10 protein-coding genes are annotated in these 12,814 nt (G+C 70.8%); 1 reads left to right on the forward strand and 9 read right to left on the reverse strand.

Annotation, left to right across the window (positions count from 1 at the left end; translation table 11 throughout):
* Positions 1-18 precede the first annotated feature (18 nt).
* The 6 genes from ACVW19_RS12695 to ACVW19_RS12720 all read right to left on the reverse strand — a co-directional run bounded on the left by ACVW19_RS12695 (position 19) and on the right by ACVW19_RS12720 (position 5,966).
* Positions 19-1,671 carry a beta-N-acetylhexosaminidase gene (locus tag ACVW19_RS12695; protein ID WP_457459333.1) on the reverse strand — a complete coding sequence of 551 codons (1,653 nt, stop codon included), beginning with the start codon at positions 1,669-1,671 and terminating at the stop codon, positions 19-21.
* 1 nt (position 1,672) lies between these two features.
* On the reverse strand, positions 1,673-2,518 hold the full coding sequence (locus ACVW19_RS12700) for a carbohydrate ABC transporter permease (RefSeq protein ID WP_457464581.1): 846 nt from the start codon (positions 2,516-2,518) through the stop codon (positions 1,673-1,675).
* Between the two features lie 29 nt (positions 2,519-2,547).
* Entirely contained in the window at positions 2,548-3,510 is a 963-nt protein-coding gene (locus ACVW19_RS12705; RefSeq protein WP_457459335.1) for a carbohydrate ABC transporter permease, read from the reverse strand.
* 4 nt (positions 3,511-3,514) lie between these two features.
* A complete protein-coding gene (locus ACVW19_RS12710; protein ID WP_457459336.1) occupies positions 3,515-4,807 on the reverse strand; it encodes an extracellular solute-binding protein in 1,293 nt (430 codons plus the stop codon).
* 263 nt (positions 4,808-5,070) lie between these two features.
* Complete coding sequence (locus ACVW19_RS12715) at positions 5,071-5,364, reverse strand: DUF3039 domain-containing protein (RefSeq protein WP_457459338.1); 294 nt, start codon at positions 5,362-5,364, stop codon at positions 5,071-5,073.
* Positions 5,365-5,393: 29 nt separating this feature from the next.
* A complete protein-coding gene (locus ACVW19_RS12720; protein ID WP_457464582.1) occupies positions 5,394-5,966 on the reverse strand; it encodes a YqgE/AlgH family protein in 573 nt (190 codons plus the stop codon).
* A 320-nt stretch (positions 5,967-6,286) separates the two neighbouring features.
* On the opposite strand from ACVW19_RS12720, the gene murA reads away from it, so the two are divergent.
* The gene (gene murA / locus ACVW19_RS12725; protein WP_457459340.1) at positions 6,287-7,633 is read left to right on the forward strand and encodes a UDP-N-acetylglucosamine 1-carboxyvinyltransferase; all 1,347 of its coding nucleotides are present in this window, start codon (positions 6,287-6,289) and stop codon (positions 7,631-7,633) included.
* A 280-nt stretch (positions 7,634-7,913) separates the two neighbouring features.
* On the opposite strand, the gene ACVW19_RS12730 is transcribed toward murA, so the two are convergent.
* The 3 genes from ACVW19_RS12730 to ACVW19_RS12740 all read right to left on the reverse strand — a co-directional run bounded on the left by ACVW19_RS12730 (position 7,914) and on the right by ACVW19_RS12740 (position 12,814).
* The gene (locus ACVW19_RS12730; RefSeq protein WP_003950507.1) at positions 7,914-8,195 is read right to left on the reverse strand and encodes an HU family DNA-binding protein; all 282 of its coding nucleotides are present in this window, start codon (positions 8,193-8,195) and stop codon (positions 7,914-7,916) included.
* A 448-nt stretch (positions 8,196-8,643) separates the two neighbouring features.
* On the reverse strand, positions 8,644-10,068 hold the full coding sequence (locus tag ACVW19_RS12735) for a malic enzyme-like NAD(P)-binding protein (RefSeq protein WP_457459343.1): 1,425 nt from the start codon (positions 10,066-10,068) through the stop codon (positions 8,644-8,646).
* A 436-nt stretch (positions 10,069-10,504) separates the two neighbouring features.
* A complete protein-coding gene (locus tag ACVW19_RS12740) occupies positions 10,505-12,814 on the reverse strand; it encodes a HelD family protein (protein WP_457459345.1) in 2,310 nt (769 codons plus the stop codon).

Raw genomic sequence — 12,814 nt, forward strand, 5'->3', positions numbered from 1 at the left:
GGCGGTGCGGGGTACGCGCTACCGGTGCGGGGGCGGGCCGTCGAGGGGGCGGCCCAGCACTCCGGGACGCCGCTGCCAGGGGAGCGGTCCGGTGGGCGGGCGGTAGGCGACGCCCAGGGCGTCGAGGCGCCGGCAGTGGGCGGTCATCCGGCGTTCGAAATCGGCGAAGTCCCGTTCCGCGGGGGCCGGCAGCGCGCTCCAGGCGACCTCGGCGAGGGCGGCCAGCCGGGGAAAGACCTGGTAGTCCACCCGTTCCGGGTTCTCCGTCACCTCGGACCACGCGTTGGCCTGGGTGCCCAGGACCCGCCCGGCCTCCTCGGCCGTCAGTTCCGGCGGTACGGGCTCGAACCGGTGGACGTCCTCCAGGGTGCGCACGTACCCGATCGGCACCGGCTCGTCGGGGCCCGCGTCCTGCCGGTGGTCCAGGTAGACGTGCTGCTCGGGGCACATGACCACGTCGTGCCCCGCGCGGGCGGCGGCGACCCCGCCGGCGTAGCCGCGCCAGGACGACACGGCGGCGCCCGGGGCGAGACCTCCCTCCAGGATCTCGTCCCAGCCGATCAGCCGGCGCCCCCGCGCGGCGAGCCAGGTGGCGAAGTGCCCGATGAACCAGGACTGGAGAGCGTCCTCGTCGGCCAGGCCGAGATCCCTGATCCGCTGCTGCGCGACGGCCGACGCACGCCACTGGTCCTTGGGGCATTCGTCGCCGCCGAGGTGCACGAACCCCGAAAAGGGGGTGGAGGGGCCGGCGTCCGCGGGGAACAGTTCCAGGACTTCCTCGAGCACCCCTTCGTAGAAGCGCAGGGTGTTGTCGGTGGGGGCGAGTACGTTCGGATTGACCCCCCAGGTGTCCCAGACGGCCAGGGAGGCGGTGTCGATGACATCGGTGTTGCCGAGTTCCGGATACGCGGCGATGGCGGCCTGCGAGTGCCCGGGTACGTCGATTTCCGGCACGACACTGATATGCCGCTCGGCGGCGTAGGCGACGATCTCGCGGATGTCGTCCTGTGTGTAGTGGCCACCGTGCGGTGTGTCGTCCCACAGCGGTGACGCGCGGTGCCCGATTTTCGTCCGGGCCCGCCAGGAACCGATCTCGGTCAGCTTCGGATACCGCTTGATCTCGACACGCCATCCCTGATCGTCCGTCAGGTGAAAGTGGAGGACGTTGAGTTTGTGCGCCGCCATCAGATCGAGATAGCGCAGCACGCCTTCCTTGGGCATGAAGTGCCGGGCGACGTCGAGCATGAGTCCGCGCCAGCGGAAGCGGGGGGAATCCTCGACCGTCACGTGCGGCACCGCCCACACCCGGTCGCGGCCGATCGGGGCCCTGCGGTACGCGTCGGGACCGAGGAGCTGCCGCAGCGTCTGGGCGCCCCAGAAGACACCGGCCGCGCTGCCGCCCTCGACCAGGACGCCGTTCCGGTCGCTGACGAGGCGGTACTCCTCGGGGCCGAGCCCGGGGTCGAGCTGGAGCTTGATGCCGTCGCCGTCCGTGTCGTCGGGCTCCCGGCCCTCGCCCAGCGGCAGGCCGGTCGCCTGCCAGAGGACTGTGCGCAGCCATCGGCCGACGCCCTCCGTCGCGGGACCGGCACAGAGCCGGGAGCGCTCCGTCAGCCGCACCTCGCCAAAGCCGGCGACGACGCCGCGGGGCGCTGGAATCAGTTCGGTCATGTCAGTCCTTCACCGCTCCGCCCAGTCCGGAGACCAGGCGCCGCTGTACGAGTACGAAGAAGACCAGCACCGGGATCGTCATCACCGTGGACGCCGCCATCACACCGCCCCAGTCCGGCTCGTCCGGCTTGTAGAAGACCAACAGGGCCATCGGCAGCGTCGACTGCGAGATGTCGCTGATGATGAAGGACTTGGCGAACAGGAAGTCGTTCCAGGTGGAGATGAAGGAAAACACACTGGTGGCCACGAGACCCGGCAGAACGAGCGGGAAAAGGATCTGCCACAGGAACCGCGCGCGGCTCGCTCCGTCGATGTACGCGGCCTCCTCCAGCGCCTCGGGAACGGCTTTCACGAACCCCCGCAGCATCCAGATCGCGAACGGCAGCGAGAACGCGATGTGCGGCAGGATCAGCGACCACAGCGTGTTCAACTGGCCGAAGTCCCGCATGAGGAAGAACAGCGGAATCGTCAGCGCCTCCACGGGCACCATCTGGGCCACCAGAAACATGATCAGCAGGGTGGTCCGCATACGGAACCTGAATCGCGTCACGGCGGTCGCCGCGAGAAAGGCGATCAGCGCCGAGGCGATCACCACGGCGACCGCGACGACCACGCTGTTGACGAAGTACCGGCCGAATTCCTGCTGCCCGAACACCCGTTGGAAGGAGTCCAGGGTGGGTGTCAGGGTCCACGGCCGGGGCCGGTCCGACTCGATCTCGCCGGCCGGTTTGAAGGCACCCAGCACCATCCAGTAGAGCGGGAAGGCCACCACCACCGCGACGAGCAGCGCCGTCGCCTCGGCCGCGAGCCGCCACGGACGCCGTACGAACCGGCGCACAGGATTCACCCGGCGCGCCCCGTCCCGGCCCACGGGACTCACAGTTCCTCCCCCTGACGGCGCAGCAGCCGCAGGTACACCAGCGTGACGGCGAGCAGGATCAGCAGCATCACCACGCCGATCGCGGCGCCGAGGCCGTACTGCGAGGACGCGAACGCCTTCTGGTAGGCGTAGACGTTCAGGACCAGGTTCTGGCCGGCGATGCCGCCTCCGCCCGTCATGACGTAGATCTGGGTGAAGACCTTGAAGTCCCAGATCACCGACTGGATGGTGACGACCACCAGGATCGGCCGGAGCATCGGGGCGAGTACCGAGCGCCAGACGCGCCACTGCGAGGCGCCGTCCAGGGCGGCGGCCTCCAGCACCTCGGCGGGTACGGCGCGGATGCCGGCGTAGACGGTGACCATCACGAACGGGAAGGAGCACCAGACCACTTCGAGCAGAACGAGGAAGAAGGCGCTGTACCGCCCGTACGTCCACGAGTGGTCGCCGAGGCCCAGCACCCGGTTCACCGGGCCGAAGTCGGCGTCGAAGAGGAACAGCCACACCGTGGAGCCGGTGACGGCCGGGGTCGCCCAGGCGCCGAGCGCGGCCAGCATCAGGGCGAGCCGGGGCACGGCGCGCACCCGGGTGAGCAGCACGGCCAGCGCGCAGCCGACGGCCAGGGTGGACACCACACAGGCCGTCGCGAACAGCAGGGTGGCCAGCAGCACCTGCCAGAACTGGTCGTCGGCGAAGAGCTCGGTGTAGTTGCCGAACCCCTTGAAGGTGGTCGGTTCGCCGCCGCTGACCTGTGCCTGGGTGTAGTGGAAGAGCGAGATCAGGCCGAGTTGGTGGACCGGGTAGGCGAGCAGCCCCCCGAGGACGACGAGGGCGGGTGCGAGGTAGAGCCAGGGAGTGAGGCCGCCCCTGCGGCGCCGGGGGCCTCGTGGCTTGTGGGGGGCGGGGGCCGTGAAGAGCGCGGGACGCTTCCGCACGGCCACCGTGTCCGGTACGGCCACTGGTTCAGCCCACCGAGCCGAACGCCTCGTTCATCTTCTTCGTGGCGTCCGCGGAGGCGGCTTCCACGTCCTTCTTGCCGCTGACGACCTCCTGGAACATCGTCGGCAGCACCAGCGAGGAGTCGATCTGCGCCCAGGCCGGCGAGGCCGGCACGAACCTGGTGTCGGCGGCGAGGGTCTCGACGAACGGCTTCAGGAACGGTTCCTCGGCGGCCGCCTGCTGCCGCACGTCGGAGAAGGTCGGCAGGAAGCCCATCGCGTCGAACAGTTCGCCCTGCGCCTTCTTCGAGGCGAGCCGCCGCATCAGGTCGACGGCGAGGGTGCGGTGCGAAGTCGACTTCAGGACACCCAGGTTGTTCCCGCCCGCGAAAGCGGGGGCGATGGACCCGGGCCGCACTCCCGGCAGCGGCACGACCGCGTACCGGCCCTTCACCTTGCCGGCCTCGACGGCCGCGTGGCTGAAGTCGCCGCCGATCGCCATGGCGGCCCTGCCCGCGGCGAAGGCGGTCACCGTGTCGTTGCCGCCCATGCCGGCGCACTTGGCGGCCGGGCAGTTGTCGTCGCCGAAGAGGGAGGTGTACGCCTCGATGCCCTTGCGGGCGGCGGGGGTGTCGATCGCGGAGGCGTACGAGCCCTCCTTGCCGGTGGCGAGTTCGCCGCCGTGGGCCCAGATGAAGGGCATCGCGCCGTAGGTGTAGGCGCCGCCGACGGCGATGCCGTACAACTCCGGCTTCGCGGCGCGGATCTCCCGGGCCGTGGAGATCAACTCGGCCTGCGACGTGGGCGCTTCGAGTCCGAGTTCCTCGAAGACGTCGGTCCGGTAGTAGAGCGCGCGGACGCCGACGAAGTACGGCGCCCCGTAGACCCTGCCGTCGACGGTGACCGACTGCCGGGCGGTCGGATCGGTGTCCTTCGCCTCGTCCCAGGCGCCGAACTCCTCGGTGACGTCGGCGAGTCCGCCGTCCTTCACATAGCCGGCGGTGTCCGTGTTGCCGTACTCGACGAGGTCGGGCGCGGACTTCGGGTCGTTGAAGGCGGCCTTGATGCGCTGGGCGCGGGTCTCGACCGGGATGTACTCGACGGTGACCTCGGTGCCGTCGTGCGCCTTCTCGAACCCGGCGACGACGGACTCGACGGCCTTCTCCTTGGGCGCGTTGTTGACTTCCCGGAAGAGCCAGACGCGTAAGGTCCCGGTCTTCTCGTCCTTGGCGGAGGAGGAGCCCGAGGAGGCCTGAGGCGCGCAGGCGGCGGTGGCGAGGACGGCCGCGAGTGCGACCAGGCGGACGGACAGCTTCATGGACTGCTTCCTCCGATGAGGTGTTGCAACATACGCAATGAAGGTTTCGCCGTGCACAACAACAACGGAGGTTAGGGACTGGGTGAACCGGCCCACAAGAGGTCTCGATCACTCTGTGACCGGCAGAAGCGCTCCGCGCAACGCCCGGGCAGCACAAAGGCCCCCGGGGTGCGCAAAACGCACCCGGGGGCCCTGGACGGTCCGACCGGCTCGCCGTCCGGACGGCCACGTGGTCCGAACGACTCCGCGGGAGGGCAGGGGGGTTACTTGCCGCCCTTACCGCCCTTGCCGCCCTTGTCGTCGTCGCCGCCGTTCATGGACTCGTAGATCTCCTTGCACATGGGGCAGACGGGGTACTTCTTCGGGTCCCGGCCCGGCACCCACACCTTGCCGCACAGCGCCACGACGGGCGTGCCGTCGAGTGCGCTCGCCATGATCTTGTCCTTCTGGACGTAGTGGGCGTAGCGCTCGTGGTCGCCGTCGCCGTGGGACGTCTGCGGCGTCGGCTCTACGAGGGTCCCCGTACCAGTCCCGCGCTCGGGCTCAAGAGTGCTCATAAGGCAAAGGGTACTGAAGCTCACGCGCATCAGTTGAGCGAAGGGTCGTCCGGATAGGTGGCCACCATCGCCAGTTCGCCCCGCTGGCGGCGCAGCACCTCGCGCCAGAGCCGCTCGGGCACCGGGGACGAGACGTCGCCGGGCTCCGACTCGACGACGTACCAGGCGCCGTCCACCAGCTCTTCCTCCAGCTGGCCGGGGCCCCAGCCCGCGTATCCGGCGAAGATGCGCAGCGAGCCGAGGGCGGAGGCGAGCAGCTCGGGCGGCGCCTCCAGGTCGACCAGCCCGATCGCGCCGTGCACCTGGCGCCAGCCCAGCGGCGCGGCCCGGTCCCCCGCCCCGCCGGGGACGACGGCGACGCCGAGGGCCGAGTCCAGCGAGACCGGGCCGCCCTGGAAGACGACACCTGGTTCGCCGGCCAGGTCCCCCCAGCCCTCCAGGATGTCCGCCACGTCCACCGGGGTCGGACGGTTGAGGACGACACCCAGGGAGCCCTCCTCGTCGTGGTCGAGGAGGAGCACCACCGCACGGTCGAAGTTCGGGTCCGCCAGGGCGGGAGTGGCCACGAGCAGCCGCCCTGTGAGCGAGGACACCTCGGTCATGCCAGACATGATCCCGCATCTTCCCTTTCCGTGGGGAGGCAATCGGAGGTATGCGGGTGAACCGGTCCGCACGGCGGCGGAGCTGCCTGATGGAACCGTGTTCCGAGCGGTCGACGGCCGGGGGGCCGGGAGCCCGGCGGGCGTACGGGAGCACCCCCGGCGCACAGGACGGCGGTGACCCGGAGTGGCCGCCGAGGGACTGCGCGTGTTGTGGGGGCGGTGGGACGGAGACCGGGTCGCACACGGGCTGACAGAGCCCGGGGGGAGGGCGACTACGCTTGCCCTCTGGCCCCTGCCCCCCTCCACGGAACGCGAGATTCATGACCGTCAACGGAGCTGAAGACGTCCTGCTTGTCCACGGCGGAACCCCGCTGGAGGGTGAGATCCGGGTCCGCGGTGCGAAGAACCTCGTACCGAAGGCCATGGTCGCCGCCCTGCTGGGCAGTGAGCCGAGCCGGCTGGGCAACGTCCCGGACATCCGTGACGTCCGGGTCGTGCGAGGGCTGCTGCAACTGCACGGGGTGACGGTGCGTCCGGGCGACGAGCCCGGTGAACTGGTGCTCGACCCCACGCGGGTGGAGAGCGCCAACGTCGCCGACATCGATGCCCACGCGGGTTCGTCGCGCATCCCGATCCTGTTCTGCGGACCGCTGCTGCACCGTCTCGGGCACGCGTTCATCCCCGGCCTGGGCGGCTGCGACATCGGCGGCCGGCCGATCGACTTCCACTTCGACGTGCTGCGGCAGTTCGGCGCGACCATCGAGAAGCGGGCGGACGGCCAGTACCTGGAGGCCCCGCAGCGGCTGCGCGGCACGAAGATCGAGCTGCCGTACCCGTCCGTCGGCGCGACGGAGCAGGTGCTGCTGACGGCGGTCCTCGCGGAGGGCGTCACCGAGCTGTCCAACGCGGCGGTGGAGCCGGAGATCGAGGACCTGATCTGTGTCCTGCAGAAAATGGGCGCGATCATCGCGATGGACACCGACCGGACCATCCGCGTCACCGGTGTGGACAAGCTCGGCGGCTACAACCACCGTGCCCTCCCCGACCGCCTGGAGGCCGCCTCCTGGGCGTCCGCGGCGCTGGCCACCGAGGGCAACATCTACATCCGCGGCGCCCAGCAGCGCTCGATGATGACGTTCCTGAACACCTACCGGAAGGTGGGCGGTGCCTTCGAGATCGACGACAAGGGCATCCGCTTCTGGCACCCCGGCGGCCAGCTCAAGTCCATCGCGCTGGAGACGGACGTCCACCCGGGCTTCCAGACCGACTGGCAGCAGCCGCTGGTGGTCGCCCTGACGCAGGCGACCGGGCTGTCCATCGTCCACGAGACGGTCTACGAGTCCCGGCTCGGCTTCACCTCGGCGCTCAACCAGATGGGCGCGCACATCCAGCTCTACCGCGAGTGCCTGGGCGGCTCCGACTGCCGTTTCGGCCAGCGCAACTTCCTCCACTCGGCCGTCGTCTCCGGCCCGACCCGGCTCCAGGGCGCCGATCTGGTCATCCCCGACCTGCGCGGCGGCTTCTCCTATCTGATCGCCGCCCTCGCCGCCCAGGGCACGTCCCGCGTCCACGGCATCGGCCTGATCAACCGCGGCTACGAGAACTTCATGGAGAAGCTGGTCGAGCTGGGCGCGAAGGTCGAACTCCCGGGCAAGGCCCTCGGCTGATCCACTCCCCCGCCCCCCGGCCCCGACCGGCCGGGGGTCCGGGGGTCGCCCCCGGGCAGACACAGCATGGAGAAGCTGGTCGAGCCGGGCGCGAAGGTCAAGCTCCCGGGCAAGGCCCTCGGCTGATCCACTCCCCGGCCCCCGGCCCCGACCGGCCGGGGTGCAAGGCGCTCGGCTGACTTGATTTGGGCTTGCCAAAAGGGCGGCCACCCGTTCGGGTGGCCGCCCTTTTGTCGTCACTGTGCGTCGTACGCCGTCCCGGGACGTACGAACGGCAGGATCACTTGCCCTTGGCGGCTTCCTTGAGCTTCGAGCCCGCGGAGACCTTCACGCTGTAGCCGGCCGGGATCTGGATCGGCTCACCGGTCTGCGGGTTGCGCGCGGTGCGAGCGGCACGGTGGGTGCGCTCGAAGGTCAGGAAACCGGGGATGGTGACCTTCTCGTCGCCCTTGGAGACGATGTCGCCGACGACCTCGGCGAACGCGGCCAGCACGGCGTCGGCGTCCTTGCGGGTCACCTCGGCGCGGTCGGCCAGCGCGGCCACCAGCTCACTGCGGTTCATGTTGTTACTCCCGTGTTCTTCTTGCCGTTGAGGCGTGCCACGCGGCGGGGCCGCACATAGGGCACGGTCAAGCCGATGCTGCCAGGGTCCTCGGTGAGGGCCCGGACCCGGGTCCTGTCGGGCCCGCACGCCCCTGGAGGTGCTGCCCCCTGGACGTTGTCCTGGTGCAGCATCCTGCCTCTACCTGCGGCAGTAACGCCAATCCGGCACCCGCAGGAACCGTGAGAACACCGTGGGAGTCACCCATGGGGGTCACACGGGGAACGCGACGGCCTGACGTCGGTGACACTGCGTCCGCTTCCGGCAGCAGAGCGCGGGAGCCGGGGCGGAACCCTTGGTGTACGGCCGCCACGATAGAGCGCGGCCGTACACCAAGGGTTCCACGACGCGCCGGTCGCACACCTGCCGTGGTGATGGTCACAGCGGTGCGGCCCGGCCCCGGGAGCCGTTAGGAGGCGGAGGCCGACGCCTGCGTCAGCTTCGCCGCCTCCCGCACGGCGTCGGCGACCGCGCCCGCGACCCTGTCGTTGAACACGCTCGGGATGATGTAGTTCGGGTTCAGCTCGTCCTCGGTGACCACGTCGGCGAGGGCCTGCGCGGCGGCGAGCATCATCTCCGTGTTGACGGTGCGGGACTGGGCGTCCAGCAGGCCGCGGAACACGCCCGGGAACACCAGCACGTTGTTGATCTGGTTCGGGAAGTCGGAGCGGCCGGTGGCCACCACGGCCGCGGTCTCGCGGGCGACGGCCGGTTCCACCTCGGGGTCGGGGTTCGCGAGCGCGAAGACGACCGCGCCCTCGGCCATCGCGGCGACGTCCGTGCCGTCGAGGACGTTCGGGGCGGAGACGCCGATGAAGACGTCCGCGCCGCGCACGGCCTCCTTCAGGGTGCCCGTCAGGTTCTCCGGGTTGGTGTGGTCGGCGATCCAGCGCAGCGGGGAGTCGGCGGGGGTGTCCACCAGGTCCTCGCGGCCCGCGTGCACCACACCGTGGATGTCGGCCACGACGGCGTTCTTCACACCGGCCGCGAGCAGCAGCTTCAGGATGGCCGTGCCGGCCGCGCCGGCGCCGGACATGACGACCCGGATGTTCTCGATCGCCTTGCCGGTGACCCGCAGCGCGTTGGTCAGGGCCGCCAGGACGACGATCGCGGTGCCGTGCTGGTCGTCGTGGAAGACGGGGATGTCGAGGGCCTCGCGCAGCCGGGCCTCGATCTCGAAGCAGCGCGGCGCGGAGATGTCCTCCAGGTTGATGCCGGCGAACCCCGGGGCGATGGCCTTGACGATCTCGACGATCGCGTCGGTGTCCTGGGTGTCGAGGCAGATCGGCCAGGCGTCGATGCCGGCGAACCGCTTGAACAGGGCCGCCTTGCCCTCCATCACGGGGAGGGCGGCCTTGGGGCCGATGTTGCCCAGGCCGAGCACGGCGGAGCCGTCCGTCACGACCGCAACGGAGTTGCGCTTGATGGTGAGGCGGCGGGCGTCCTCGGGGTTCTCGGCGATCGCCATGCAGACGCGGGCCACACCCGGCGTGTAGACCATGGAGAGGTCGTCACGGTTGCGGATGGGGTGCTTGGACGCCATCTCGATCTTGCCGCCGAGGTGCATCAGGAACGTACGGTCCGAGACCTTGCCCAGGGTGACGCCCTCGATGCCGCGGAGCTTCTCCACGATCTCGTCGGCGTGCCCGGTGGAGGTCGCCGCGATGGTGACGTCGATCCGGAGCCGCTCGTGCCCGGACGCGGTGACGTCGAGGCCGGTGACCGTGCCGCCGGAGGACTCCACTGCGGTGGTGAGCTGGGAGACGGAGGTCCCGCTCGACGGCACCTCCAGCCGGATGGTCATCGAGTAGGAGACGCTGGGCGCCGTTGCCATGGCCGACTTCCTCTGCTTTCACCGTTTCGCTGCGTTCCTGCGTGTCACAGCTCGTGCCGTCCGATCGTCGCACCTACCCCTGAGTACGCGGTAGCCGCCTCCTATTGCGAACGTTTTGTTCGCGCGGGAAGCGGGTATCTGTGGCAGCTTTCGGAAAGCATGTTCCACCATACGAGAGGCAGGGGGTCGCGTGTAAGTCGCTGCGCGGGGCGGCCCGCGGTCGACACGGGAGCAGCGACGCGAGAGGCCCATGTCACCTGGAGTGACATGGGCCTCTCGGTCGTTCAGTGACACCGACCCGCCATGCTCGCCTCGCGGCAAGTGGTCGCTCGTAGCGACGAAGGTTGGGCCCGGGGGCTTGGATCGGGCCGGTGTCACTTGCCAGGCTAACAAACGGATGCCGCAGGGCCATTCCCCCGAGAACCTTTTTCCGGGTTCAGTCCCGGAGCAGGTCCGGCACTCCGGCGGCGTCCGGCTCGTCCCGTTCCGTCGAGACGACGGTGAGCTGCTGGGTCGCCCGGGTCAGGGCGACGTACAGAACGCGCAGGCCGGCCGGGGACTCGTCGGCGATCTCGGCCGGGGAGACCACGATCGTCGCGTCGTACTCCAGGCCCTTGGCCTCCAGGCTGCCGAGGGCCACCGCGCGGTCCCCCAGCCCGTCGAGCCAGCGCCGCGCCTCCTCGCGGCGCTGCATGGCGACGACCACACCGACCGTGCCGTCCACCCGCTCCAGCAGCCGGGCCGCCTCCGCGCGCACGGTCTCGCCCAGCGCGCCCTCCGTGACGACGAACCGCGGCTCGACGCCCGTGGAGCGCACCGCCCTCGGCGACTCGGCGCCGGGCATGGCGAGCGCCAGCACCTTGGCGGCGAGGCCGGCGATCTCGGCCGGGTTGCGGTAGTTCACGGTGAGTTCGAAACGGCGGCGGGGCCTGCTGCCGAGGGCCTCGTCGCGGGCCTGGGCGGCCTCGTCGGGGTCGGACCAGGAGGACTGGGCGGGGTCGCCGACGATCGTCCAGGTGGCGTGCCGGCCGCGCCGGCCGACCATGCGCCACTGCATCGGGGTGAGGTCCTGGGCCTCGTCGACGATGACATGGGCGTACTCGGTGCGCTCCTGGGCGAGGCGCTCGGCCCGCTCGCGCTGCGACTCCTCGCGCACCGGCATCAGCTCCTCGAGGCCGGTGAGCTGGTCCAGCGGGTCGAGTTCGCGCTTGCGCCGGGGCCGGGCGGGGGCGCCGAGCACCGCCTGGAGCTCGTCGAGCAGCGCGACGTCGTGCACCGAGCGGCCGTCCCGCCGCAGCGAACGGGCGACCCTGCGGACCTCGCCCGGGTTGAGGATCCGCCGGGCCCAGCGGCCGAGGCGCCGCTCGTCCGCCATGGCGTCCAGCACGGCGGCCGGGGTCAGCTCGGGCCACCAGGCCTCGAAGAAGGAGAGGAAGTCGTCCTCGGTGGTGACGTCGTCGTCGAAGGAGGAGCGCAGTTCGGCGGCGAGCTCCGGATCGGTGTGCCGGCCGGCCGCGCCGGAGCGCTTCCACAGCGCGTCCAGCAGCAGCTTGCGGGCGCGGGGGCGCAGCAGGTTCACCGGTGCGGTGCCGCCGAGGGCGGTGTGGCGGACGGCCGCCAGCTCGTCGGCGTCCAGTTCGATCCGCCGGCCGAAGGCGACGACCCGCAGCCGGGTCGGCGTGCCGCCGTGCTCCAGCGCGCCGCGCGCGGCCTTCCTGAGCACCTTGAGCATGCGGTACGAGCCCTTGGCGCGGGCCACGGCCGGGGTGTCGTACAGGGTGGCCCCGGCGCCGGGCACCTCGTCGGTCAGGGAGCCGATGGCGCGGATGGCGACCTGGCCCTCCTCGCCGAGGGAGGGCAGCACGCCCTCGGTGTAGGCGACCAGGAGCGGGGTGGGCGAGACGATCAGGATGCCGCCCGCGTACCGGCGCCGGTCCTGGTAGAGCAGGTAGGCCGCGCGGTGCAGGGCGACGGCGGTCTTGCCGGTGCCGGGACCGCCCTCGACGTAGGTCACGGAGGCGGCGGGGGCGCGGATCACCAGGTCCTGCTCGGCCTGGATGGAGGCCACGATGTCCCGCATGCTGTGGGTACGGGCCTGGCCGAGCGCGGCCATCAGGGCGCCGTCGCCGACGGCGGGCAGCTCGTGGCCGTCCAGGGAGGCCGTCAGCTCGGGGCGCATCAGGTCGTCCTCGACGCCGAGGACCCGGCGGCCCTTGGAGCGGATGACGCGCCGGCGCACCACCCGGCCCGGATCGACCGGGGTGGACCGGTAGAAGGGGGCGGCGGCGGGCGCCCGCCAGTCGATGACCAGCGGGGAGTACTCCTCGTCGAGGACACCGATGCGGCCGATGTGCAGGGTCTCGGCGATGTCGGCGGTGTTGTCGGGGCGGACGGCGCCCTCGGCGGGCTCGACGGCGGTGTAGGCGCCGTCTGGTCCCTTCTTGCCGTCCCTGCCCTGGAGCAGGTCGATCCGGCCGAAGAGGAAGTCCTCGAACTCGTTGTTCAGCCGGTTGAGGTGGACGCCGGCCCGGAAGACCTGGGCGTCCCGTTCGGCGAGTGCGCCGGGTGTGCCGACGTGGCCGCGCTGTGCGGCGTCGTGCATGAGGAACTCGGCCTCGTGGATCTTCTCCTCGAGCCGTCGGTACACCCGGTCGAGGTGTTCCTGTTCGACATCGATCTCCCGGTCGCGAACGGAGTCGTGACCCACCGGATCGACCGCGGTTTCCTGCTGAGCCTGAGCGGCCAC

The organism is Streptomyces sp. TE5632 (assembly GCF_054061295.1).

Excerpts from the sequence above, each read along its gene's own strand:
- ACVW19_RS12710 (WP_457459336.1), bottom strand. The coding sequence starts at position 4,807 with ATGAAGCTGTCCGTCCGCCTGGTCGCACTCGCGGCCGTCCTCGCCACC.
- ACVW19_RS12735 (WP_457459343.1), bottom strand. The coding sequence starts at position 10,068 with ATGGCAACGGCGCCCAGCGTCTCCTACTCGATGACCATCCGGCTGGAG.
- ACVW19_RS12720 (WP_457464582.1), bottom strand. The coding sequence starts at position 5,966 with ATGACCGAGGTGTCCTCGCTCACAGGGCGGCTGCTCGTGGCCACTCCC.
- murA (WP_457459340.1), top strand. The coding sequence starts at position 6,287 with ATGACCGTCAACGGAGCTGAAGACGTCCTGCTTGTCCACGGCGGAACC.
- ACVW19_RS12730 (WP_003950507.1), bottom strand. The coding sequence starts at position 8,195 with ATGAACCGCAGTGAGCTGGTGGCCGCGCTGGCCGACCGCGCCGAGGTG.
- ACVW19_RS12695 (WP_457459333.1), bottom strand. The coding sequence starts at position 1,671 with ATGACCGAACTGATTCCAGCGCCCCGCGGCGTCGTCGCCGGCTTTGGC.
- ACVW19_RS12715 (WP_457459338.1), bottom strand. The coding sequence starts at position 5,364 with ATGAGCACTCTTGAGCCCGAGCGCGGGACTGGTACGGGGACCCTCGTA.